At 72.9% G+C, this 22,054-nt stretch carries 22 protein-coding genes; 8 read left to right on the top strand and 14 right to left on the bottom strand.

The annotated features are described in order from the left end of the window. Both J5Y09_RS22135 and J5Y09_RS22130 read left to right on the top strand, forming a co-directional pair. Window positions 1-980 (top strand): divergent polysaccharide deacetylase family protein (locus J5Y09_RS22135; RefSeq protein WP_209354030.1); only part of this gene is annotated, 980 nt, incomplete at its 5' end. Further along, window positions 977-1,459 carry an RNA pyrophosphohydrolase gene (locus J5Y09_RS22130; RefSeq protein ID WP_342451531.1) on the top strand — a complete coding sequence of 161 codons (483 nt, stop codon included), beginning with the start codon at window positions 977-979 and terminating at the stop codon, window positions 1,457-1,459. The genes J5Y09_RS22135 and J5Y09_RS22130, both read left to right, overlap by 4 nt. A 134-nt stretch (window positions 1,460-1,593) precedes the next feature. Here J5Y09_RS22130 and J5Y09_RS22125 read toward each other — a convergent pair whose 3' ends face one another. Then, window positions 1,594-3,879 carry a fused MFS/spermidine synthase gene (locus tag J5Y09_RS22125; RefSeq protein ID WP_209354028.1) on the bottom strand — a complete coding sequence of 762 codons (2,286 nt, stop codon included), beginning with the start codon at window positions 3,877-3,879 and terminating at the stop codon, window positions 1,594-1,596. Between the two features lie 176 nt (window positions 3,880-4,055). Between J5Y09_RS22125 and J5Y09_RS22120 the strand changes: the two genes are divergently transcribed. Continuing rightward, the gene (locus J5Y09_RS22120; protein ID WP_209354027.1) at window positions 4,056-5,594 is read left to right on the top strand and encodes an acetolactate synthase large subunit; all 1,539 of its coding nucleotides are present in this window, start codon (window positions 4,056-4,058) and stop codon (window positions 5,592-5,594) included. A 114-nt stretch (window positions 5,595-5,708) separates the two neighbouring features. Further along, window positions 5,709-6,479, top strand: a complete 771-nt coding sequence (locus tag J5Y09_RS22115) for a short-chain dehydrogenase/reductase (protein WP_209354026.1) — start codon at window positions 5,709-5,711, stop codon at window positions 6,477-6,479. Window positions 6,480-6,488: 9 nt separating this feature from the next. Here the strand turns inward: J5Y09_RS22115 and J5Y09_RS22110 are convergent, their stop codons facing one another. Continuing rightward, window positions 6,489-7,442, bottom strand: a complete 954-nt coding sequence (locus J5Y09_RS22110) for a Bug family tripartite tricarboxylate transporter substrate binding protein (protein ID WP_209354025.1) — start codon at window positions 7,440-7,442, stop codon at window positions 6,489-6,491. Window positions 7,443-7,564: 122 nt separating this feature from the next. Between J5Y09_RS22110 and J5Y09_RS22105 the strand changes: the two genes are divergently transcribed. After that, window positions 7,565-8,632 (top strand): LLM class flavin-dependent oxidoreductase, encoded by a 1,068-nt coding sequence (locus tag J5Y09_RS22105; protein ID WP_209354024.1) that lies wholly within the window; start codon window positions 7,565-7,567, stop codon window positions 8,630-8,632. 69 nt (window positions 8,633-8,701) lie between these two features. On the opposite strand, the gene J5Y09_RS22100 is transcribed toward J5Y09_RS22105, so the two are convergent. Both J5Y09_RS22100 and J5Y09_RS22095 read right to left on the bottom strand, forming a co-directional pair. Beyond that, window positions 8,702-10,717 (bottom strand): sensor histidine kinase, encoded by a 2,016-nt coding sequence (locus J5Y09_RS22100; RefSeq protein WP_209354023.1) that lies wholly within the window; start codon window positions 10,715-10,717, stop codon window positions 8,702-8,704. Window positions 10,718-10,854: 137 nt separating this feature from the next. After that, window positions 10,855-11,874 carry an NADPH-dependent curcumin/dihydrocurcumin reductase gene (locus J5Y09_RS22095; RefSeq protein ID WP_209354022.1) on the bottom strand — a complete coding sequence of 340 codons (1,020 nt, stop codon included), beginning with the start codon at window positions 11,872-11,874 and terminating at the stop codon, window positions 10,855-10,857. Between the two features lie 101 nt (window positions 11,875-11,975). On the opposite strand from J5Y09_RS22095, the gene J5Y09_RS22090 reads away from it, so the two are divergent. Next, a complete protein-coding gene (locus J5Y09_RS22090; protein ID WP_209354021.1) occupies window positions 11,976-12,776 on the top strand; it encodes an enoyl-CoA hydratase/isomerase family protein in 801 nt (266 codons plus the stop codon). Window positions 12,777-12,823: 47 nt separating this feature from the next. Here J5Y09_RS22090 and J5Y09_RS22085 read toward each other — a convergent pair whose 3' ends face one another. Together J5Y09_RS22085 and gluQRS are read right to left on the bottom strand one after the other, a co-directional pair. Next, a complete protein-coding gene (locus tag J5Y09_RS22085; protein ID WP_209354020.1) occupies window positions 12,824-13,789 on the bottom strand; it encodes a Bug family tripartite tricarboxylate transporter substrate binding protein in 966 nt (321 codons plus the stop codon). A gap of 70 nt (window positions 13,790-13,859) precedes the next feature. Continuing rightward, on the bottom strand, window positions 13,860-14,726 hold the full coding sequence (gene gluQRS, locus J5Y09_RS22080) for a tRNA glutamyl-Q(34) synthetase GluQRS (protein WP_209354019.1): 867 nt from the start codon (window positions 14,724-14,726) through the stop codon (window positions 13,860-13,862). A gap of 51 nt (window positions 14,727-14,777) precedes the next feature. Here gluQRS and J5Y09_RS22075 point away from each other — a divergent pair, with 51 nt between their 5' ends. Together J5Y09_RS22075 and J5Y09_RS22070 are read left to right on the top strand one after the other, a co-directional pair. Then, the gene (locus J5Y09_RS22075; protein WP_209354018.1) at window positions 14,778-15,428 is read left to right on the top strand and encodes an alpha/beta hydrolase; all 651 of its coding nucleotides are present in this window, start codon (window positions 14,778-14,780) and stop codon (window positions 15,426-15,428) included. Window positions 15,429-15,590: 162 nt separating this feature from the next. Continuing rightward, complete coding sequence (locus J5Y09_RS22070) at window positions 15,591-16,166, top strand: HNH endonuclease (protein WP_245217325.1); 576 nt, start codon at window positions 15,591-15,593, stop codon at window positions 16,164-16,166. Between the two features lie 4 nt (window positions 16,167-16,170). On the opposite strand, the gene J5Y09_RS22065 is transcribed toward J5Y09_RS22070, so the two are convergent. From J5Y09_RS22065 to J5Y09_RS22030, 8 genes are all read right to left on the bottom strand, one after another. Then, window positions 16,171-17,271: a 2OG-Fe(II) oxygenase family protein gene (locus tag J5Y09_RS22065; protein ID WP_209354017.1), complete on the bottom strand. Its 1,101-nt coding sequence runs from the start codon at window positions 17,269-17,271 to the stop codon at window positions 16,171-16,173. 49 nt (window positions 17,272-17,320) lie between these two features. Next, a complete protein-coding gene (locus tag J5Y09_RS22060) occupies window positions 17,321-17,650 on the bottom strand; it encodes a thiosulfate oxidation carrier complex protein SoxZ (RefSeq protein ID WP_209354016.1) in 330 nt (109 codons plus the stop codon). Beyond that, the gene (locus J5Y09_RS22055; RefSeq protein ID WP_209354015.1) at window positions 17,647-18,069 is read right to left on the bottom strand and encodes a thiosulfate oxidation carrier protein SoxY; all 423 of its coding nucleotides are present in this window, start codon (window positions 18,067-18,069) and stop codon (window positions 17,647-17,649) included. The genes J5Y09_RS22060 and J5Y09_RS22055 overlap by 4 nt, the downstream gene beginning before the upstream one ends. A gap of 2 nt (window positions 18,070-18,071) precedes the next feature. Next, entirely contained in the window at window positions 18,072-19,352 is a 1,281-nt protein-coding gene (locus J5Y09_RS22050; RefSeq protein WP_209354014.1) for an NAD(P)/FAD-dependent oxidoreductase, read from the bottom strand. A 10-nt stretch (window positions 19,353-19,362) separates the two neighbouring features. After that, complete coding sequence (locus J5Y09_RS22045; protein ID WP_209354013.1) at window positions 19,363-19,659, bottom strand: c-type cytochrome; 297 nt, start codon at window positions 19,657-19,659, stop codon at window positions 19,363-19,365. A gap of 153 nt (window positions 19,660-19,812) precedes the next feature. Beyond that, a complete protein-coding gene (locus J5Y09_RS22040) occupies window positions 19,813-20,958 on the bottom strand; it encodes a YeeE/YedE family protein (RefSeq protein WP_209354012.1) in 1,146 nt (381 codons plus the stop codon). Between the two features lie 16 nt (window positions 20,959-20,974). Beyond that, a complete protein-coding gene (locus tag J5Y09_RS22035) occupies window positions 20,975-21,535 on the bottom strand; it encodes a demethoxyubiquinone hydroxylase family protein (RefSeq protein ID WP_209354011.1) in 561 nt (186 codons plus the stop codon). Then, complete coding sequence (locus J5Y09_RS22030; RefSeq protein WP_209354010.1) at window positions 21,532-22,014, bottom strand: disulfide bond formation protein B; 483 nt, start codon at window positions 22,012-22,014, stop codon at window positions 21,532-21,534. Before J5Y09_RS22030 ends, J5Y09_RS22035 begins: the two co-directional genes overlap by 4 nt. Window positions 22,015-22,054 lie beyond the last annotated feature (40 nt).

The following is a 22,054-nucleotide window of genomic DNA, read 5'->3' as shown; positions in this document are numbered from 1 at the left end:
CCACGCCACCGGCGGCGGCCACGCCCGCCCCGCCCGTGGCGGCCGCGCCGCCAGCCACGGCCGCCGCGCCGCCGCCGAGCGCGCCGGAGCCCCCGCCTCTGGCCGCCCCGGCCGCCGTCGCGGCCCGCGGCCCGGCGCGACCCATCCCGCCGCCCGACCCGGCGCTGCTCGAACGCGGCCGGCACGGCATGCTGCCGCGCGTCAGCGCCGACGGCCGCACGCCGATTCGCGCCTATGGTCGGGAATTCGACCGGCGCGACACGCGCCCGCGCATCGGCATCGTCGTCGCCGATATCGGCCTCAACGCGACGCAGACCGAGGAAGCGATCCGCCGCCTGCCGCCGGCGGTCGCGCTAGCCCTGTCGCCCTACGCCGCGCGCCCCGGCCAGGCGGCGGACCGCGCGCGGGAACGCGGCATGGAGACGCTGATCTCCATCCCGATGGAGCCCACCGGCTACCCGCTGAACGATCCGGGCGAGCGCGCCCTGCTGACCGGCCGGCCGATGAACGAGAACATGGACTCGCTCGACTGGGTGATGACCCGCGCGCAGGGCTATGTCGGCGCGATCGGCGCGGTCGGCGCCATGCGGGGCGAACGCTTCGCCGCGCTGCCGGAAGCGCTCGGCCAGGTGCAGGACGTGCTGCGCGGGCGCGGCCTGCTCTACCTCGACCCGCGGCCCGGCGCGCCGGCGCCCGCCCGCGCCTGGGGCCGCAGCGTCGACATCGTGCTCGACGAACCCGCCGGGACGCGGGACGTGATCGACCGGCGGCTCGAGGATCTCGAGCGCCTGGCGCGCGACCGCGGCGCGGCCCTCGGCCTCGCCGGCGCGGCGACGCCGGTGCTGGTCGAAAGGCTGGCCGCATGGGCCGCGGGGCTGGACGCGCGGGGCCTCGTGCTCGCGCCCGTCTCGGTGCTGATCCGCCGGCCCGAGGGCCTCGCCCAGGAAGGCGCGCCTGTCCGCGCCGCGAGCGCGCCGTGACCGCCCTGCCGTATCGCCCCAATGTCGGCGCCGTGCTGTTCAACCCGGCGGGACTGGTTCTCGTCGCCCGGCGGGCCGACCTGCCGAATGCCGAGGGCGCGCCCGGCGGCTGGCAATTGCCCCAGGGCGGGATGGATGAGGGCGAGGACCCCGCCGTCGCCGTCTTCCGCGAACTGGAGGAGGAGATCGGCACGGCGCGGGCGACGATCCTCGCCGAGCATCCGCGCTGGCTCACCTACGACCTGCCGCCCGAGCTGATCGGCAAGGCGCTGGGCGGACGGTATCGCGGGCAGCGGCAGAAATGGTTCGCGCTGCGCTTCACGGGGGAGGAGGCGGAGATCCGCCTCGACCTCGACCCGCATCCCGAATTCGACGCCTGGCGCTGGGCGCGGCTGGCCGAGCTGCCGGCGCTCGCGGTCGGCTTCAAGCGCGCGATCTACGAGGATCTCGCGCAGGAATTCTCCCCCTTCGCGGCCTAGAAGCGTCTCCGATCGGCCGGACAGGGCCGATCCGATCTCCGTCCCTCGATGCCATCGATGCCATCGATGCTTCGGCACGACATACGATCACGCTGATCCAGCGCGATCGGGTGGTGCCGCCCGCCCGCGCCGCGTCAGCGCGCGGCGGGCGCGCCTGCCGCCAGCGCCGGCGCCCGGCGGCGCGCGAAGTCGTGCGTCGGGGTGACGGGGTTGTTCAGGTAGAACTCGTCGCGCGGGAAGATGTCCGACAAGGGCGCCTGGGTGCGCGCCGTCATCGGCGTCCAAACCAGCGCCGGCTGGGCAAAGAGCGCCGACCAGTCGCGGAACTCCGGATTGCCGCGCGCGAGATGCGCCTGCACTTCCGGCCGGTTGAAGGCTGCCGTCAGGCGTTCCGGATCGAAGGCGATCGGCTCGTTCGACCCGATCAGCACGCCCACCGGCATCAGCAGCACGACATGGGGGAAGATGGCGGCGAAGGTCTCGGCCGTGCGCTGCGTCGGCGACCATTGGATGTAGAGGCCGCCGGGCGCGAGGCGCTCGCGCACCTGCTCGAGGAACTCGGCGCTGTAGAGCAGGCCGGAATGCGAGGATTCGGGCAGGATCGCATCCGCCTCGATGATGTCGTAGCGGCGTTCTTCCTTGGCGAGCGTCCGGCGGCCGTCGCCGTATTCGAGGTTCCAGCGCGCGTCGCGGAACAGCTGCTGCATCGGGCTGCCGGGATGCCGGCGGCCGACTTCCTCGAGCGCGGTCAGCACCGGGCCGACGAGCTCGATGGCGCGGACCTGGCTTTCCGGGCGCACGCCCGCGGCCCAGGGGGTGCCGCCGCTGCCCACGCCGATGACGAGCACCTCGCGCGGGTTCGGATGCAGCAGCGGCCCGACCGCGCCAAGGAACTGGTGGATCGGCAGGAAGGGGATGCGGCCCTGGCTGAAGCCCTGGATGAAGAAGGGGCCGTCGGCGCGGCCGTCATCGGCGCGCTCGTCGCGGAAATAGGCGACGCCGGAGCGGTCCTCCGCCCAGGCGGCCACCTGGCCGGGGCGTTCGCCGTGCAGGCGCGTCCAGAAGGCGGCATTGCCCGGCAGCGTCACGAACAGCACGGCGCAGGCGGCGCCCAGCGCGGCTTCCGGCACGCGCCGGCGCAGCGCGCCGGACTTGCCGGCCTGCCACAGCCAGAACAGCACCAGAAGCAGCGACAGCGCAGCCAGCAGTCGCAGCGTGCCGGCCGTGCCGAGGATGTGGAAGGTGACGAGGCCGGTCACGATCGACCCCGCCGCGTTGCCCGCGATGTTCGCCAACTGCACCCAGCCGACGCGCGCCCCGACCGAGGCGAGGTCCCGCTGCACCGCGCGCTGCACGAAGGGGAAGGTCATGCCGATGAGGAAGGAGGGCGGCGCCACGACGATCACGGCGAGCCCGATCGTCAGCAGCAGCGCATCCCCGCGCATCCGGTTCTCGTCCACCGAGGTGATGCCCGAGAGCGGCCAGTGCGGCAGCGCGTACCACAGGCCGAGCAGCAGCAGCACCGCCAGCACGAAGCCCGCCGACTGCGTGACGAAGAAGGCCGGCCGCGGATCCTCGATCCGCCGCACCATGCGCGCGGCGAGCCACATGCCCGCCCCGTCGGCGAGCAGGAAGATGCCGAGCACGGTGGGGAACAGGTAGGCATGGTACTGCCCGACCTGGCCCATCATGCGCACCCAGACGATCTCGAGCGCGACGATCACGTAGCCGGACAGGAAGACGAGAAGGCACCACAGCGGCAGCCCGCCGTAGCGGCCTTCGGCCCGGTCCTTCGCCTCGGCGGCGACCGGCGCGGGGGCGGCGCGCAGCAGGGGCAGCAGCGTCAGCGACAGCGCGGCCGCGGCGAATTCCAGCGCGGCGGCCAGCCACAGCGCGCCGACGAAGCCGAGATGCCCGACCAGGACCCAGCCGCCGAGCAGCGCGCCGACGCCGGCCCCGACCGTGTTCAGCCCGTAGAGCGTGCCGATCCGCTCGGCGATCCTTTCGGAGGAGGTGGCGACGGCGCGCGCGAGCAGCGGCAGGGAGGCGCCCATCAGCGTCGTCGGCAGCACCAGTCCGGCGAAGCAGAGCGCGAAGATCGCCGGCGCGGCATCGACCACGCCGGCCATGTCCATCGCCAGCCAGTCATACAGGAAGGGCTTGGACAGCAGGGCAAAGAGCCCGACGCCGACCTCGGCCAGGGCGAAGCCGATCAGCGCCTGCGCGGGGCTCAGCCGGTCCGCCACCTTGGCGCCGATGATGGAGCCGAGCCCGAGCCCGGCGAGGAAGGCGCCCACCACCAGCGCGGCGGAGACGGTGTCGGACCCGGCGAAAATGCCGAGCATGCGCTGCCAGACGATCTGGCAGAGCAGGGCAGCGAAGCCCGTCGCGAAGAACGCGGTCGCAAGACGCGGCATCATCGGCCGAAAAGTCTCCCCTGGCGGCGGCGCACGCCCCCCCAGGGTGCTGCCGACGCAAGATTTCCTTTGTTTCTGCGGCAGCATTGCGGCGCCGTGACAGGGTTGCAACCCCCCCACCTTGCCGGCCGCGCCGCGCCCGCGCAGGCTGCGCCGTCCTCGCGATAGGGAGTTGCCCGGTGAACGGTGCGGAAAGCCTGGTCCATACACTTCTCGGTTGTGGCGTGGAGGTGTGCTTCGCCAACCCCGGCACGAGCGAGATGCACTTCGTCGCCGCACTCGACCGCATCCCCGGCATGAAATGCGTGCTCGGCCTGCAGGAGAACGTCGTCACCGGCATGGCCGACGGCTACTGGCGCATGACGGAGAAGCCGGCCGCGACCCTGCTGCATTGCGGCCCCGGCCTCGCGAACGGGTTGGCCAACCTGCACAATGCGCGGCGCGCGCGGTCGGGCATCGTCAACTGCGTGGGCGACCAGGCGACCTACCACCGCCCCTTCGACGCGCCGCTGACCGCCGACACGGAAGGCTGGGCGCGCGGCGTCTCCCACTGGATGCGGACCTCGACCAGGGCGACGGATGTCGGCGCGGACGCGGCCGCCGCCGTCCAGGCCGCCCGCACCTCCCCCGGCCAGATCGCGACCATGATCCTGCCGTCGGACACCTGCTGGGACGAAGGCGGCGTCGTGGCCGCCCCGCTGCCCGTGCCCGCGGCGCAGCCGGCCGACCCGCACGCCGTGCGCAACGTCGCGCGCGTGCTGCGGGAGAAGAAGAACGTGCTCATCCTGCTCGGCGGCAAGGCGCTGCGCGAGGGCGCGCAGGCCTTCGCCTGGCGCGCCGCGCAGGCGACCGGGCACCGGCTGCTGGCCGAAGGCTCGAACGGCCGCGTCGCCCGCGGCCAGGGGCGCTTGCCGCTGGAACGCGTGCCCTACCCGGCCGATGTCGCGATCAACGCGCTGAAGTGGGTCGAGCACGTGGTGCTGGTGAACGCGAAGGCGCCCGTCGGCTTCTTCGCCTATCCCGGCAAGCCGTCCCGCCACTACCCCGAGACCGCCGAGGTGCATGTGCTGACGCGCTTCGAGCAGGACGCGGAAGCGGCGCTGCGCGCGCTGTGCGAGGAACTCGGCGCGCCGGCGATCCCGATGCCCGATGTCGGCGCGCGGCCCGAACGCGCGCGCGGCGGCCCGACGCCCGAAGGGCTGGCGCGCACCGTGGCGGCGCTGATGCCCGAGGAGGCCATCATCGCCGACGAGAGCGTCTCCTTCGGCCGCGGCTTCTACAGCGAGACCTTCGCCGCGCCGAAGCACGACTGGCTGCACATCACGGGTGGGGCGATCGGCTGCGGCCTGCCGCTCGCCACCGGCGCCGCGGTCGGCGGCGGCGGGCGGCGGGTGATCAACCTGCAGGCCGATGGCAGCGCGATGTACACGGTGCAGGCGCTCTGGACCCAGGCGCGCGAGCGGCTGCCGGTGACGACCGTCATCCTGTCCAACCGCAAGTACCAGATCCTGCTCGGCGAATATCAGAACGTCGGCGCCAATCCGGGGCCGACGGCGATGAACATGCTCGACCTCGGCAATCCCGACATCGGCTGGGTGAAGATGGCCGAGGCGATGGGGGTCGAGGCGGCGCAGGCGACGACACTCGACCAGGTGGGGGACCTGATGGCGCAGTCCTTCGCGCGGCCGGGGCCGTTCCTCATCGAACTGGTGATCTGACAGCGTCCCGGAGAGGGACGCCGTCCCTCTCCGGACCTCACCCTGCCAAAGGCCGAAAGGCCTTTGGAAACCAGAACGCGGGGCCGCCCGGCCCGACGGTGGAGAAGCGACGAGATGGACATGCAGCTGAACGGCAAGCGCGTGCTGGTCACCGGCGGATCGAAGGGCATCGGGCTCGCCTGCGCGGAGGCCTTCGCGGCGGAAGGCTGCGACATCGTGCTGTCCGCCCGCGACGGCGCGGCCCTTGCCGCCGCCGCCGACACGGTGCGCGCGAAGGCGCAGGTGCGCGTCGAGACGCTCGCCGCCGACCTCTCGCGCGAGGATGAGCGCGAGCGCCTGCGCGCGGCATTCCCGGACATCGACATCCTGGTGAACAACGCCGGCGCCATCCCTTCCGGGCGGCTGCAGGACATCCCGATCGCGCGCTGGAAGCAGGCTTGGGACCTCAAGGTCATCGGCTACGTCCACATGTGCCAGCTCTACCTGCCGGCGATGGAGGCACGGAAATCGGGCGCCATCGTCAACATCATCGGCATGGCGGGCCGGGCGCCGCGCGCGGGCTACATCTGCGGCGGCGCGGGCAACGCGGCGCTGATCGCCTTCACCAGCGCGATCGGGGCGGCGGCGCAGGCCTCGGGCGTGAAGGTCGTCGGCATCAACCCGGCGGTGACCAAGACCGACCGCATGCTCACCCAGGCGCGCACCAACGCGAAGCTGAAGTTCGGCGACGAGGAACGCTGGGCGGAAACGCTGACCGGCCTGCCCTTCGGCCGCCCGATCGAGGCCGCCGAGATCGCCGACCTCGCCGTCTTCCTCGCCTCCCCGCGCGGGCACTACGTGAACGGCACGGTGGTGGACGTGGATGGCGGCGGGATGTTCCGCTGACGCGCAGGCTCACCGCCGCCAGGGGCTGGACCGCCACACCTCGCCATAGGCACGCGCCTGCTCCTCGACGAAGCGCGTCATCGTCGCGCGGTCCATGTGGCGCACGATCAGGAAGTCGCGTTCCGCCATGGCGCGGAACTCCGGATCGGCCGCGGTGCGGCGGATCGCTTCCTCCCAGCGCGCGACGATCGCTGCGGGTGTGGCCGCCGGCAGGGCGAAGCCGCGCGCCGACCCGGCCGCGACATCCACGCCCTGCTCGATGCCCGTGGGCAGGTCGGGCGCCTTGTCCCAGCGCTCGCGCTCCATGATGGCGACGACGCGATGCGCGCCCTGGATGTGGCCGCGCACCGTCAGGCTGACGGTCGAGATCGACCCCGCCACATGCCCGCCATGGACCAGTTGCAGCGCCTGTCCTGCCCCCTGCGTCGGCACCCAGGTGAAGCGCGCGCCGGAGGCACGCTCGATCGCTATCAGCGCCAGATGCGGCGCGCTGCCCACGCCCGCGCCGGCCATGTTGATCGCCTCCGGCTGCGCGCGCGCGGCCTCCACCAGGTCGCGCAGCGACCGGAACGGCGTGCCGTTGCCGACGAACACCGTGTAGGGCTCGTCCGTCAGCAGCCCGGCATAGGCGAAGCTGTCGGTGCGGTAGCGCGGGGTGTTGTCGTACAGCGCGGTCACCAGCGCGGGGAAGGGGACGAGCGCCACGTGCCGCCCGTCGGCGGGCGCCGCGGCCACCTCGTTCAGCATCAGCATCCCGCCCGCGCCGGGCTTGTTCACGGTGATGATCTGCGTCCCGCCGCCGAGATGCCGTTCCAGGAAGGGCGCGGCCATGCGCGCGGCGAGGTCGATGTTCCCGCCCGGCGCGAAGCCGACATACAGCTGGACGGGCCGGTCCTGCGCGCGGGCGGCGATGGCGGGCAGCGCGAGGCCGCCGGCGGCAAGCAGGGTGCGGCGCGTCGTCACGCTCGGTCTCTCCGGCCCGTGGCCTGCCGAGCCTAGCATCGCGAAGGCCCGGCGGCGCAACGGCGCGGTTGCGCGAAGCCCGCGTTCGGCTAGGCTCCGCCGGTCCCAGCGGAGAAGTCCGGATGCTGCGCTTCAGCAATTTCCTCTTCCCCGAGAGCCGCGACCCCGATCGCGACGCCGACGTGATCGCCGACTGCGTGGCCGAGGCGAAGCTCTGCGACGAGCTGGGCGTGGAAGTGCTGTGGCTGGCCGAGCATCATTTCGACGGCAATTGCGCCTATGTGGATCCGGTCACCTTCGCCGCCGCGGTGCTGGCCGCGACGAAGCGCATCAAGGTGGGCTTCGCGGTGGCGCAGGTCTCGCTGCACCACCCGACGCGGCTGGCCGAGCAGATGTCGCTGCTCGACAACTTGGGCAAGGGGCGCGTCATCGTCGGCCTCGGCCGCGGCACCGCCTACAACGTCTACGAATACCAGGGCTACGGCATCGACCATGAGGAAGCGCTGGAGCGCTACGAGGAAGCCGAGGGCATCATGCTCAAGGCCTGGACGAGCCCCGAGGGCTTCCGCCACGAAGGCCGCTTCTGGACGCTGAACGTCCCGCGCCTGCGCCCCACGCCCTACACCAGGCCGCATCCCTACGTGATCCGCGCGGCATCGTCCGAGGATGGCGCGCTGCACCTCGCCCGCCGCGGCCTGCCCTTCCTGATGAACGTGCAATCGAACGAGATCACCGCGAAGCGGCTCGGCCTGTATCGCGCGACGATGGCCGAGGCCGGCTTCGACGCCGCGCACATCGCCCGCTGCATGGACGAATCCTGGGTCTGGCGGAACGTGGTGGTGGCCGAGACGGATGAGGAAGCGCGCCGCATCGGCATCCCCGCCTTCGAGGCGATGCAGGAGCACCGCAAGAAGCTGCGCGAACGCATCTACGCCGAACAGGGCATCATCATGAAGAAGGAGACGGCCCCGCCCGCGCGGGTGAACCCGGACCTCGCCCTGTTCGCCGGATCCCCCGCCACCGTGGCGGCGCGGCTGGCGGAGGTCGAGGCGACCGGCGTCGGCGGCGTGATCTGCTCCTTCCGCCTCGGCCCGATGACGGCCGACGCCACCGCGCGCTCGATCCGCCTGTTCATGGAGGAGGTGGCGCCCCGCTTCGCCGCCACCCAGGCCGCCGTCGCGGCCGAATAGCGCCGGCGGGGTCGCCGGGGCGGCCGCGCACGAGTCCGGCGGCTGATGGCCGGCCCGACCGGCCAGGTGTCAGGCCAGCCCCGCCCGGGTGCGGGCGAGCGGCAGGGCGATGTCGCAGACCAGGCCTTCTGCCGGCCAGCGCCGTTCCACCGTGCCGCCCAGCTGCCCCGTCACCGTCGCCTCGATGACGCGGGAACCGACGCCGCGATGCTTCGGGAAGCCGGGCGAGGGCCCGCCTTCCTCCGCCCAGCGGATCATGAGCAGGCCGGCCGCCTCGTCGATCCGCCAGGTGACGCCGACGCGCCCTTCCCGCACCGACAGCGCGCCATGCTTGACCGCGTTCGTCGCCAGCTCGTGGAACACCATGCCGAGGGGCTGCACCGCCTCGGCCCGCACGCGGAACTCGGGCCCGTTGATCCGGAAGCGGCCATCCGGCCCGGGGTCGGTGCTGCCGAAGGGCGCGATCTCGTCGGTCAGCAGGGTCAGGAAGGGTGCCCCGGTCCAGCGTTCCGCCGCGAGCAGCGACTGCGCGCGCGCCAGCGCGGCCACGCGGCCCTCGACGAGCCGCGCGTACTCGCCCGGCGTCGGCGCCAGCGTCAGGCGCAGGATGGCCTGCACGATGGCCAGCGTGTTGCGCGCGCGGTGGTTGACTTCTTGCGTCAGCAGGTCGCGGCGGTCCTCCGCCTCCCGACGCTCGGTCATGTCCTGCACGGTGCCGGCCAGGCGCAGCGGACGGCCGGTCGCCGCGTCCCGGCGCACCACCGCGGCCGTGCTCTCGAGCCAGCGCCACGTCCCGTCGGGGCGCAGGAAGCGGTAGGATTCGGCATAGGCCGAGAGCCGCCCGGCGGCGACCTGCTCGAACCTGTCGAGAACCCGGGCGCGGTCGGCCGGATGGATGCGCGCGCCCCAATCCTCGAGCGGGGTCGCGTCGGCCTCCGGATCCAGGCCGAAGATCTCCCGCGCGCGGGCCGAACGCATCGTGATGCGCGTCGCGATCTCCGTCTCCCAGGTGCCGATCCGGCCGGCCTCGACGGCGAGCCGCAGCCTCTCCTCCCCTTCCCGCAGGGAGACGGTGCGCTCGGCGACGCGCTGCTCGAGCCCGGCGAGCGCATCCTCGAGCACCGTCTGCTTCCGGCGCACGAGCAGGGCGAGCGCGACGAGGCCCACCATGGCCGGCAGGCCGACGGCGACGAGCGGCAGCAGGCGTCGCCGCCAGGTCTCGACGAGGATGTCGCGCGGACGGGCGACGACGGCGGCGAGCCCGGGCATGCCGTCTATCCGGTGGAAGGCGCTCTCGACCGGCACGTCGTCCGCCGGGCGCACGCCGCGCTGCCGGCTGCGCTCCACCCCGGCGGCGAAGGCCTGCATCACGGGCCGTTCCCGCCCCAGCGGCGGAAGCGGTGCCGCGAAGGCGGGATCGCGCGCGAGGATCTGGCCGTCCTGCCGCACGAGGGCGACGGATTCGCGCGGCAGGCCGCGGCTGCGGGCGAGCCCGCGCGCCAGGCGGTCGACATCGAGCACGATGGCGACGGCCCCCCCGCCGGTCGGCCGCGCGCTGCCGATCGCGATCGCGAGGCCCGCACCATCCTCGACATAGGCGGCGGAGACGAGAACGCTCTTGGCGCCGCTCGGCATCGCCGCGAGGAGGCGCGGCGGGGCCAGCGCGGCGCCGCTGCGCAGCACGACCGCGCCATCGGCGCCGAGCACGAGCGCGCCGCGCACCAGCGGCAGGTCGGCGACGAAGCGCGCGATCCGGTCCTGCAGTTCGCGCTCGGCGGCGCGGATCGCGGCCTCGTCGGCATCGCCGAGGCTTTCGGCGATCCGCCGGGCGATCCGGGCATGGCCATCGATGACGCGGTGGGAATAATCCGCGAGCATCTCGGCGGCATGCGTCAGTTCGCGTTCCGCCTCGTCGCGGATCGCCGTCCATGTGATCCAGGCGGCGACGCCGAGGATCGCCGCCGGCAGCAGGAAGGCCGCGACGACCAGTGCCGTCAGGCGCGGACCCGGACGCCGGCCGCGGCCCGCGGGCGCGCCGTCCGGCGGAACCTCGCTCGCGAGACCGGTGGAAGGGGTGGCGTCCATGTCCGGTCAGGGCCGGCGCGGTTTCGCCGCCGCGGGGGAACGGCAGGGCATGGCCGCACCATCCGCGCAACGCCTTCGTGAGGCAACTCACATCACGGGCCGCCAAGGCCCGTGATATCAAGTTGTTGTGAAGCGTTTCACGCGATCCGCACCACCAGCTTGCCGAAGTTCCCGCCCTTCAGCAGGCCGATGAAGGCCGCGGGGGCGTTGGGCAGCCCGTCCACCACATCCTCCCGCCAGCGCAGCCGCCCGGCGCGGATATGGCCCTCGAGCTCCGCCCGGAACTGGCCGTAGCGCGCCCAGCCATGGTCGCTGACGATGAAGCCCTGGATTCGCAGCCGCTTGCGCACCACCGGGCCGAGGTTGGGGCCCGGCGGCGCGCCGGCGGCATCCGCCCCGGGCGCCTCGTTGTACTGGGCGATCATGCCGCACATCACCATCCGCCCGAAGTCGCGCAGGCGGGGGAAGACGGCGGCCTGCACCTTGCCGCCGACATTCTCCCAATAGACGTCGATCCCCTCCGGCGCCGCGGCGTCGAGCTGGGCCTCGAGGTCGCCATGGTGGTCGAGGCAGGCATCGAAGCCGAGCTCCTTGACCACGAAGTCGCATTTCGCCCGCCCGCCGGCGATGCCGACGACCTTGCAGCCGCGGATCTTCGCCAATTGCCCGACCACCTGGCCGACCGCGCCCGAGGCCGCCGAGACCACCACCGTCTCCCCGGCCTTGGGCTGGCCGATATCCTCGAGCCCGCACCAGGCGGTCAGCCCGGGCATGCCCAGCACGCCGAGGCTGGCGGAGAGCGGCGGATCCGCCGCCGGCACCTTGAACAGCCTCTCCGGCCCCACGACCGAGAAGCGCTGCCAGCCATAGCCGCCGAGCACGACATCCCCCGGCGCGAAGCCCGGATGGCGGGAGGCGACGACCTCGCCCGCCGTCTGCCCTTCCATCACCGCGCCGAGCGCGACCGGCTTGGCGTAGGATTTCACGTCCGCCATGCGGCCGCGCATGTAGGGGTCGAGGGAGAGGAAGCGGGCGCGGACCAGCACCTGGCCCTCCCCGGGCTCGGGCACCGGGGTCTCCACGATCTCGAAATCCTCGGGAACGGGGGCGCCGACCGGGCGGCGCTTCAGCAGGATCTGCAGGTTGGGCTCGGGCATGGCGGTCCTCCTTCCCGGCATTCATGCCATGCGGGGGCGGGGGCTGACAGGCGCGGCGTCCTCGCGCAGGTTCGCGCCGCACCAGACCGGGGAGACGCGCCATGGACCTGCCGCAGTACGAGACGCTCGCGCTCGAGGCGCCCGAGCCGCACATCCTGGTGGTGCGGCTGAACCGCCCGCATGTCTCGAACGCGCTGAACACGCAGATGGGCCGCGACCTGCACGCGGTCTGGACCGGCCTGGCCGCCGAGCCCGGCGAGGTGCGCTGCGTGGTCTTCGCCGCGGCCGGCGAGAAGGCCTTCTGCGGCGGCGGCGACCTCAAGGAGCGCAACGGCATGACCGATGCCGCCTGGCGGCACCAGCACGAGATTTTTGAACGCGCCTACTGGGCGCAGCTCGATTGCCCGATCCCGATCATCGCGGCCGTGTCGGGCCATGCCTATGCCGGCGGGCTCGAGATGGTGCTCGCCTCGGACTTCGCCTACGGCGTCGCCGCGGCGCGCTTCGCGCTGACGGAAGTCACGATCGGCATCATGCCCGGCGCGGGCGGGACGCAAACGCTGCCGCGCATCGTGGGCGAGCGCCGCGCGAAGGAGATCATCCTGACCGGCCGCCCCTTCACCGCGCAGCAGGCGGAACAGTGGGGCATCCTCAACCGCGTGGTCGAGACGCGGGAGGAACTCGTTGAGACGGCGATGGACACCGCGCGCACCATCGCGCGCAACGCGCCGCTGTCGGTGCGCCAGGCGAAGCGGTCGATGCATTTCGGCCTGCAGATGGACATCCGCACGGCGCTGCGCTTCGAGGTCGAGTGCTACAACCAGCTGGTGGGCACCGAGGACCGTCGGGAGGGCATCGCCTCCTTCAACGAGAAGCGCAAGCCGGTGTTCAAGGGGCGCTGAGGCAGGCGCGGCGGGCAGGCACGCCCGCCGCGCGATGGCTCAGGGCGTCAATTCGCGCTCGCCCCGGCGCGCTCGATGATCGGCCGCCACTTCGCCGTCTCGGCGCGAATCGTCGCGGTCAGTTCCTCGGGCGTGGACGGCGCGGGCTCCAGCCCGTGCTTGGCGAGGTTCGCGGCCACCTCCGCGTCGCGCATCGCCTCGTTCATGGCGGCGTTGACGCGGTCGACGATCGGCCGCGGCAGGCCGCGCGGGCCCATCATCGCGTACCAGTTCGCGACCTCGTAGCCCGGCAGGTTCGCCGCTTCCGCGACCGTCGGCACGTTCGGCAACAGCGCGCTGCGGCGCGTGAAGGGCACGGCGAGCGCGCGCAGCCGCCCGGCCTCGATATGCGGCAGCACCGTCGCGGCGGTGGCGATGGAAAAATCCACCTTGCCCGAGAGGATGTCGGTGATGAGCTGCCCGCCGCCGCGATAGGGCACGTGGATGGTCTCGATCCCCGCCATGGAATCGAGAAGCGCACCGCCCAGATGCCCCGCCCCGCCGACGCCGGAGGAGCCATAGGACAGCACGCCCGGCCGCGCCTTCGCCGCCGCGATCATCTCCGGCAGCGAACGCCAGGGCCGGTCGGGCGGCACCACCAGGACGTTCGTCACCTCGACCGAACGCCCGATCGCCGTCAGGTCCGCCAGCACGTCGAAGGGCAGGCGCGTCATGATCGGGTTCATCACCAGCGAGGCGATGGTGCCCATCATCAGCGTGGTGCCGTCCGCCGGCGCGTTGACCGTGGCTTCCGACGCCAGGTTGCCGCCCGCGCCCGGCCGGTTCTCGACCACGATGGGCTGGCCGAGCAGCGTCTGCAGCTTCGCGGCGATGGTCCGCGTGGTGATGTCCGTCCCGCCGCCGGGGGCGAAGCCGACCAGCACGCGGACCGGCCGCGTCGGCTGCCATTGCGCCAGGGCCGGCGTTGCGAGGGAAGCGAATGCGGTGGCGCCCAGCGCGCGTCGCGAGATCATGGCCCGTTCTCCTCCGCCCCCTGTCGGGGCTTGCGCCCAGGCTAGCCCCGCCGGTGGCCGGCGCCAAAAGTCAGAAAAGGGAGGGGGCGCGGGGGAGGTTCCCCTCCCCCGCCCTTGCCCTGACCTCGCCCGGTGTCAGCCCCTGCCCGCGCAGGTCCCGGATCGTCGCCGCCTGGTCCCGCTTGGCGAGCCTGCGTCCGCTCTGATCGGTGATGAGCGCATGATGCGCGTAGCGCGGCGCCGGCCAGCCCATCAGGGATTGCAGCAGCCGGTGCAGGTCGGTCGCGGGCCGCAGGTCGACCCCGCGCGTGACCAGCGTGACGCCCTGCAACGCGTCGTCATGCGTGACGCACAGATGGTAGGAGGCCGGCACGTCCTTGCGCGCCAGCACCGCGTCGCCGAAGCGCGCCGGGTCGCAGGCGAAGCGCCTGCCCTCCTCCTCGAAATCGAGCGGCCCGTCGAGCGCGGCCGCCATGTCGAGCCGCAGCGCGTGCGGTTCCCCGCGCGCGACGCGCGAGGCGCGTTCATCCCGGGACAGCCGCCGGCAGGTGCCCGGATAGAGCGGCCCGTCCGGCCCGTGCGGCGCGCTGGCGGATGCCGCGATTTCCCGCGCGATGTCCGCGCGCGTGCAGAAGCAGGGGTAGAGCAGCCCGCGCGCCGACAGCGCATCCAGCGTCGCGCGGTATTCCGGCAGGTGGCGCGACTGCACCCGCACCTCCCCATCCCAGTCGAGGCCGAGCCAGGCCAGGTCCTCGAGGATCGCCGCGGTGAATTCAGGCCGGCAGCGCGTCGGGTCGATATCCTCGATGCGCAGCAGGAAGCGCCCGCCCGCGGCGCGCGCGCGATGCCAGGCGAACAGCGCCGCATGCGCGTGGCCGAGATGGAGGTATCCGGTCGGGCTCGGCGCGAAGCGGGTGACGATCTCGGTTGCGCCCATCGTCCCGGCCCGGTAGCGGGCGGGGAGGCCAGACGGCAAGGGGGTTCGCGCATGGAGCAGTTGGAGACGCCGCGCTACGGGCCGGTGTCGGGCGCAGCGCCCGATTCGCTCGTGGTGCTGGTGCATGGCTTCGGCGCCGATGGGCACGACCTGATCGACCTCGGCGCGATGTGGGCGGAGGCATTGCCCGGCGCCGTCTTCGCGGCACCGCATGCGCCCGAGCCGGCGGAGGGCATTCCCTTCGGCCGGCAATGGTTCGCGCTGTGGGACCGCGGCGCGGCGCAGCTGGAAGCGGGCGTGGCCAGCGCCGCCGATGCGCTAGGCGCCTTCGTGGCGGCGGAAGTCGCGCGGCTGTCCCTGCCGCCCGGCCGCGTCGCGCTGATGGGCTTCAGCCAGGGGGCGATGACGGTGCTCGAGGCCGGGCTGCGCGGCGCGGTGCCCGACGCCGCCTGCATCCTCGCCTATTCCGGCGGGATGATCGGCGCGGAGCGGCCGGTGCTCGCCCGTCCGCCGGTGCTGATCGTGCATGGGGAGGATGACGAGGTGGTGCCGGCGGCCGCCTCCCGCGCCGCCGAGGCCGCGCTGGCCGAGGCGGGCGTGCCGGTGCGCGCGATTTTTCGTCCGGGCCTGGGCCACGGACTCGACGAGGTGGGGCTGGCGGCGGGGGCGGAGGTGCTGCGCGGGGTGCTGAGCGCCGCGTGACAAGTCCTTGAAACCCAAGGTTGCGGTCCTCCGCGAGGGTTGCAGCACCCCTTCGCGCATGGCAATCATGCAGCGCACACGCGGCGGCGCCACTGTATCTGGGGCCTTACCGCCCGGTCAGGCCCCAAGGTCTAGGTGGCGCGTCGCTGGAAGGAGCGGCGCTTGCCAGACGGCGGCCAGTTCATCGGCGGGCAATCCTACCCGGCCCTCGTGCTGAATGCGGATTTTCGCCCGCTATCCTATTTCCCGCTGTCCGTCTGGGCATGGCAGGACGCGGTGAAGGCCGTGTTCCTCGACCGTGTCTCGGTGTTGAGCGAATACGAGGTGGAGGTGCATTCGCCCTCCCTCGCCTTGCGCCTGCCATCCGTCATCGCGCTCAAGGAGTTCATCCCCGCCGCGCGGCGCCCGGCCTTCACGCGCTTCAACGTCTTCCTGCGCGACCGCTTCGAATGCCAGTACTGCGCGGAAGGGCGGCCGACGCACGAGCTCACCTTCGACCACGTGATCCCGCGGTCGCGTGGCGGGCGGACGAGCTGGGAGAACGTCGTCACCGCCTGCGGCCCGTGCAACCTGCGCAAGGGCAGCCGGCTGCCGCGCGAATGCCACATGCTGCCGCGCCAGGAACCGCGCCAGCCGACATCGTGGGAATTGCAGGACAATGGCCGGGCCTTCCCGCCCAACTACCTGCACGAATCCTGGCGCGACTACCTGTACTGGGACAGCGAGCTGGAAAACTGACCGGCTACGGCATGCCGGCGCTGTAGGCGCCGATGCCGTCGCCCAGCCTCGTGTTGTTCGCCTCCCGCTGCCGCGCCGCCGACTCGTCGTACAGGAAGGGCAGGAAGGCGTAGCGGCGCCCGGCCATGACCGGCGTCGCCTGGTGCAGCAGGGAACAGGAAAACACCACCGCGCCGCCGGTCGGCGCCCGCCAGGTGCGCTGGCCGTATTCGGGGAAGCGCAACTCGCCGCCCTCGAAATCCTCGCTGTTGAGGTTGATGGTGACGGCGAAGCGGCGATGCGCCGTGCCCGCCGTGGTGTTGTCGCGGTGCGCGCCGAAATGGCCGAGCTCGGCCGAATCGTAGCAGGCGACGATGTAGCGCTCCATGCGCGTGACGCGGAAATGGTGCGCCTTCAGGATCTCGGGGACGATGCGCGCGACGATGCGCTGGCGGACCGCGGTGCGCAGCGTCTCGTCCTCGATCACGCAATCGCTGCGCCGCTTCATCGTCGGGTCGAAGATGCCGACCGTCTTGCCGCCGACCTCCCGCATGAAGCCGGAAGGCTGGCCGCCGCGGGCCTCGTAGTAGCCGATCAGGGCGCGGCAGAGCTCCGGCTCGAAGACGCGCGGCAGGACGAGCACGGGCGGCGGCACCTCGGTGCCGGCGTGCTCGTCCGGCGGCGGCAGGGCGGCGAGGCGGTCGAGGATCGCGTCAACCTCGGCGAGCGGCCGCACCTCGATCACCCGCAGCATCGGGTCGAGCAGCACCCAGCGGCAGGTGAAGACCTCCTGCCCCGCCGCATCCGGGGCGAGGATGCCCATGCCGCGGCTGACCTCGCCCTCCAGGTCGAACAGGTAGCGGATGCCGGGCAGGCTGTTGCGCAGCCGCTCTTCGCGCAGGTCGGTCGCGTCCACGCTGATGCCGAAGACGCAGGCGGTCGTGTCGTCGAACAGCGCGCGGCGCGCCTGCAGCGCCGCCAGCGCCGCCTGGCTTTCCGCCCGCGCGCCGGAGCCGATGAAGCCGAGCAGCACGTAGCGCCCGGCCACGGAATGGATCGCGTAGCGGGGATTGTCGCTGGACGGCAGGGTGAACCAGGGCAGCGGATCGCCGGGACGAAGCTTCATGCGGCCGAGACTATCATGCGTCGCCGTTCCGGGTTGAGGCCCCGCCGCGTCACGCGACCGTGACGCGCGCCTCCGCCCGCGCGACGCGGCCGCGCTCGTCGGTCCAGGAAAACTCGAACTGGCTCGTGCGGTCGATGCGCACGAAAAAGACATGGTACGGGTTGGCCGAGGTGCCGTTGCGGAAATCGGCCGACAGCACCGTCTCCCCGTTCATGCGCACCATCAGGCGGGACAGCATGTCGCGCGGCGGCATCCGCCCGTCCTGCTGGTGCAGCCCGGTCTGCATCGGGTGCTCGATCAGCGTGCGGATCTCGATCACCTCCCCGGCGCGGGCGCTGCGGGGGATGCGGATGCGGGGGGTGGACAGCGCGCCGCTCACGACAGGCAGCCCCCGGTGGTGACGCGCAACTCGGCCGTCGCGCGCCGCACCCGGCCATCGTTGGATTGCGCGAGGACGATGATGCGCTGGTCCTCCGCCAGCCGGATGCGCGTCTGGACCTCGGCGCGGGCGAGCAGCGGCGTCAGGCGGAAGGTCGCGACCCCCGGCGTCGGGTTGCGCGTCGCGAAGACATGGATGGCGCTGACATGGGCGGCGGCCGTCATCGGGCTTTCCACCAGCACGGTCAGCGGCACCTGGCCGCCATTTTCCGCCACGGCGGGGACGCGCAGCACGATGCCGCCATCGGCGATGGGCGCGTCGCCCACCGCCTCCCGGATCGCGGCGGCGACCGCGTCCTCGGCCGCGATGGCGGCGCCCGGCAGGGCGAGAAGGGCAAGGAAGGCGCGTCGGGTCGTCATGGTCAGCCGAACATTGATCGCGTGATGCTGTCGTACCAGGAGTCCGCGTGGATCGCCTCCAGCCGGCGCTGCTCCGGCAGGTCCCCGCGGGGGGAGACGCCGCCGGAATTCGGCACTTCAGCAATCGCCGTGCCGTCGGCGTTCGGGCGGAAGATGCCGACGACGGAGATGCCGTAGTTCTCGCCGACATGGCTGTAGCAGGTGTTGAAATACACCGGCTCGGGCGGCGTCTGGCCGCGATGCAGCGCGACCGCGGCGGCGACCGCCTGCTTGGCCGTGGTGTTCGCCACATAGCCCGACTTCGGCATGGGGCCGGGGATGTTCGCGTCGCCGATGACATGGACGCCGGCGGCGGCGCGCGCCTCGAAGGTGCGGGTGTTCACCGGCACCCAGCCGGTGTCGTTCACCAGGCCCGAGGCCGCGGCGATGGAGGCGGCCGATTGCGGCGGGATCACGTTCGCCACGTCCACCTTGTGGCGGGTGCCGAACTCGGTCTCGAGCACGCGCTCGGCGACATCGACCTTCACGACGCGCCCGTCGCGGTTGCCGGGCACCCATTCGATCATGTCGCCATACAGGGCGCGCCAGCCATCCTGGAACAGGCCCTGCTTGGAGAAGCCTTCCTTCGCGTCGAGCGCCAGGATCTTCGAGCGCGGCTTATGCCGCTTGAGGTAGTGGGCGACCATGCTGATCCGCTCATAGGGCCCGGGCGGGCAGCGGAAGGGGTTGCCCGGGATGGCGAAGCCGACCACGCCGCCATCGGGCATGGCTTCCAGCTGGCGGCGCAGCAGCAGCGTCTGGGACCCGTCCGCCGGAATCCAGGCATGCGGCATCTGCTGGGCGGCGGCTTCGTCATAGCCCTCGATCGCGCCCCAGCGGATGGCGATGCCGGGCGAGAGGATCAGCCGGTCATAGGCCAGCACCGCCCCGCCGGCGAGGCGCACCCGCTTCGTCGGCGCGTCGATGCCCGCGGCGCGGTCGTGGATCACCTCCACCCCGCGCGCGCGCAGCCCGTCGTAGGAATGGGTGATCTGGCCGATCTGCCGTTCCCCGCCAAGCAGCAGGTTGCCATAGGGGCAGGTGACGAAGCGCGGCTGCGGCTCGACCAGCGTGACCTGCACTTCCGGGTAGGTGCGCCGGGCGAAGGAGGCCGCCGAGGCGCCGCCGAAGCCGCCGCCGATCACGAGCAGCCGCATGGCCGTGCCCTGGGCGCGCAGCGGGGCGGGGGCGGCCAGCGCGGCGCCGGCGGCGAGGAGGGCGCGGCGGGGGAAGGTGGTCGTCATGGCGCGTGCCTCAGCGGATGCGGGAGAAATGCTCGGCGACGGCCGCGATTTCCGCGTCCGTATAGCCGCGGGCGATGCGGCCCATGATCGTCCCCGGACGCTCATTGGCGCGGAAGGCGGTCATGATCGCGACGAGTTCGGCGCGGTCCCGCCCGGCGATGGGGATGCCGCCCGCCACGCCCCGCCCGTCCGGGCCATGGCAGCCGATGCAGCCCTCGGCGGCGAGCGGTGCAGGCCCCTGCGCGGCGGCGGGCGCGATGGTCGCGGCAAGCGCGAGCAGCGCCGCGGGAAGGATGGAAGACCGCATGGAAATCTCCGGCGAGCGTAGAAAGTTTTTGCGTAGGCGCGCGGAACATAGCGCCGGACCGCGCGGCGCCAAGCGGAAGAATTCTGGCCTTCGCGCGTAGGCGGGGCGGATGCGCTTGTTGCGCGACAACAGCCGTGACGTGGAAGGATTTTCTCAGCTCAGGCCGAAGGCCGGCCGCAGCCGGATGCCGACCCAGTTCCCCGCCAGCGCCGGCAGGATCCACCCCCAGCCATGCAGGCTGCCCGAGGCGATCCCCGCCACATAGGCGCTGATGTTGCAGCCCGAGGCCATCACCGCCCCGTAGCCGAGCAGCAGCCCGCCCAGCACCGAGGCCGCCGCGTGCCGCCAGGGCAGCGCGAGCCGCGGCGCGAAGCGCCCGGCCAGCGCGGCGGCCAGCATCGCGCCCGCCATAAGGCCGACATCCATCACCGTCGTGCGCTCGGCCGCCAGCGGCCGCAGGATCGCCTCGGCCCGCGTCGGGTCCTCCCAGAAGGCCCAGAAGGCGGGGTCGTCCCAGCCCAGCGCCTCCACCACGCGCGACCCCCACAAGGGGAAGGCTGCCGTGATCACCCAGGGCCGCCCGGCGAGCCAGAGCGTGGCGAGGTTCAGCACGGCGAGCCCGACCGCGCCCCACAGCAGCGGCCAGGGGCCGGCCAGAAGCGACCCGCCCGGCCGCGCGAGGGGTTCCACCGCGCCGTGCTGGCGCCGCTCCATCATCCAGGACAGCGCCGCCACCGCCGCGAAGATCGCCAGGCTGCCCGCGATCGCCGGGCCGAGCCCGACCAGCCCCGGCAGCGTCATCGACGGCAGCGCCGGCAGGCCCTGCCAGCGTTCCGCGTCCCAGGCGGCGATCGTCGCGCCCACGACGAAGAAGGCCAGCGTCAGCAGCATCCGCAGGCTGCCCCCGCCCGCCGTGTACAGCGTGCCCGACCCGCAGCCGCCGCCGATCTGCATCCCCACGCCGAACAGGAAGGCGCCTGCCACCACCGCCACGCCCAGCGGAAAAACGATGCCGCGCGCCGGGGCGCCCAGGATCGCGCCGGCCTCGATCGCCGGCAGCATGGTGGCGACGAGGATGGCGAGCATCAGCATCTGCGCCCGCAGCGCCGCGCCCCGCCCGTCCACCATCAGCGCGCGGAAGCCGCCGGCGAAGGAGAAGGTCGCGTGGTACAGCGCGACGCCGATCGCCGCCCCGAGGCCCCAAAGCGCCGCCTGGCGCCAGCCCTCCGCGCCGCCCAGCAGCGCGGCGCCGGCCAGCAGCAGCAACGCCGCGGCGGCGGCGGGGCCCTTCTGCGTCACGCGAAGCCGCCCTGCGTCAGACGCGTTCGCTGAGCCGGATCGCGACCTTGCAGCCGGCCTTGATGGCAGCGCTCAGCAGCCGGTAGGCCGGCGCGAGCTCGGCCTCGTTCTCGAGCCCGATGTCGCGGTGCTCGAGTTCCTCGGCGCGGAACTTCTCGATATGCGCCTTCAGCTCGGCCTCGTCCTCGCCCAGCACTTCCTCCTGCGCGCGATAGTGCTCGTCGATCGCTTCCTCGACCGCCACGGTGCAGGCCATGGCGCCGCGATGGCCGAGCAGCGCCGTCGCCGCCCCCAGCGCGAAGCCCGCCACGTGCCAGATCGGCAGCAGCGCGGTCGGGCGCACCCGGCGCTCGCCTACCAGCCGCGTGAAGGTGTCCAGGTGGACCTGCTCCTGCTCCTTCATGTGTTCGAGCGTCGGGCGCCACTTGGTCCGGCCGAGCACGGCAAGCTGCCCTTCGTAGATGCGCTTCGCGCCGTATTCGCCGGCATGGTCGACGCGGATGGCGCGCTCGACCACCTCCCGCGGCGTGGGGTCCCCCGGCAGGCGGGTATCGGCGGTGGTGCGGCTCGTGGTCATGCGGTGCGTCCTCGGCGGGCCAGGGCCAGCGCCAGCACGCCGAGCCCGAGGCCATAGATGAGGTTCATCGCCGCCATGGAAAGCGGCAGGCCGGGAATGAGGAAGGTCGGCGCGTCGCAGGGCTTGGACGGCGCGGCGGCCAGCCCGCGCATCAGGTCGTCGATGCTGCCGCCCACGCCGGCGGATGTCGCGGCGGCGCAGCCCGGCAGCGGGGATGGCCACCATCCCTGCTCCACCCCCACATGCAGCGCGCCGATCCCGGCCGAGGCGAAGGCCGCGAGCCCCGCCAGCGCCAGCAGCGCCAGCCGGCCCCGCCCCGGGAGCACGGCCGCCCCCACCGCGAACCCCGCCGCGACCCAATAGGGCCAGCGCTGCCACAGGCAGAGCGCGCAAGGCGCGAGGCCCCACCAGGTCTCGCTGCCCATGGCGAAGAGCGGCGCGCCGGCGGCGAAGACAAGCACGATCAGCCCTGGTCCCATGGCCCCCATGTCGCGCGCCACGCCGCCCGGCGCAACTGGA

Origin of the sequence: Roseomonas nitratireducens (assembly GCF_017813355.1) — a bacterium.
GTDB lineage: Bacteria > Pseudomonadota > Alphaproteobacteria > Acetobacterales > Acetobacteraceae > Neoroseomonas > Neoroseomonas nitratireducens.
The sequence above is the reverse complement of the archived record's forward strand: the minus strand, read 5'-3'. Positions and strand labels throughout refer to the sequence as shown.

What these genes read in the sequence shown, in the direction of transcription:
- J5Y09_RS22115 (WP_209354026.1), top strand. Translation starts at nt 5,709, where the DNA reads ATGGACATGCAGCTGAACGGCAAGCGCGTGCTGGTCACCGGCGGATCG.
- J5Y09_RS22045 (WP_209354013.1), bottom strand. Translation starts at nt 19,659, where the DNA reads ATGCGGTCTTCCATCCTTCCCGCGGCGCTGCTCGCGCTTGCCGCGACC.
- J5Y09_RS22035 (WP_209354011.1), bottom strand. Translation starts at nt 21,535, where the DNA reads ATGACCACGAGCCGCACCACCGCCGATACCCGCCTGCCGGGGGACCCC.
- J5Y09_RS22050 (WP_209354014.1), bottom strand. Translation starts at nt 19,352, where the DNA reads ATGACGACCACCTTCCCCCGCCGCGCCCTCCTCGCCGCCGGCGCCGCG.
- J5Y09_RS22095 (WP_209354022.1), bottom strand. Translation starts at nt 11,874, where the DNA reads ATGCCCGAGCCCAACCTGCAGATCCTGCTGAAGCGCCGCCCGGTCGGC.
- J5Y09_RS22090 (WP_209354021.1), top strand. Translation starts at nt 11,976, where the DNA reads ATGGACCTGCCGCAGTACGAGACGCTCGCGCTCGAGGCGCCCGAGCCG.
- J5Y09_RS22105 (WP_209354024.1), top strand. Translation starts at nt 7,565, where the DNA reads ATGCTGCGCTTCAGCAATTTCCTCTTCCCCGAGAGCCGCGACCCCGAT.
- J5Y09_RS22055 (WP_209354015.1), bottom strand. Translation starts at nt 18,069, where the DNA reads ATGACGACCCGACGCGCCTTCCTTGCCCTTCTCGCCCTGCCGGGCGCC.
- J5Y09_RS22030 (WP_209354010.1), bottom strand. Translation starts at nt 22,014, where the DNA reads ATGGGACCAGGGCTGATCGTGCTTGTCTTCGCCGCCGGCGCGCCGCTC.
- J5Y09_RS22075 (WP_209354018.1), top strand. Translation starts at nt 14,778, where the DNA reads ATGGAGCAGTTGGAGACGCCGCGCTACGGGCCGGTGTCGGGCGCAGCG.
- J5Y09_RS22065 (WP_209354017.1), bottom strand. Translation starts at nt 17,271, where the DNA reads ATGAAGCTTCGTCCCGGCGATCCGCTGCCCTGGTTCACCCTGCCGTCC.
- J5Y09_RS22085 (WP_209354020.1), bottom strand. Translation starts at nt 13,789, where the DNA reads ATGATCTCGCGACGCGCGCTGGGCGCCACCGCATTCGCTTCCCTCGCA.
- J5Y09_RS22100 (WP_209354023.1), bottom strand. Translation starts at nt 10,717, where the DNA reads ATGGACGCCACCCCTTCCACCGGTCTCGCGAGCGAGGTTCCGCCGGAC.
- gluQRS (WP_209354019.1), bottom strand. Translation starts at nt 14,726, where the DNA reads ATGGGCGCAACCGAGATCGTCACCCGCTTCGCGCCGAGCCCGACCGGA.
- J5Y09_RS22125 (WP_209354028.1), bottom strand. Translation starts at nt 3,879, where the DNA reads ATGATGCCGCGTCTTGCGACCGCGTTCTTCGCGACGGGCTTCGCTGCC.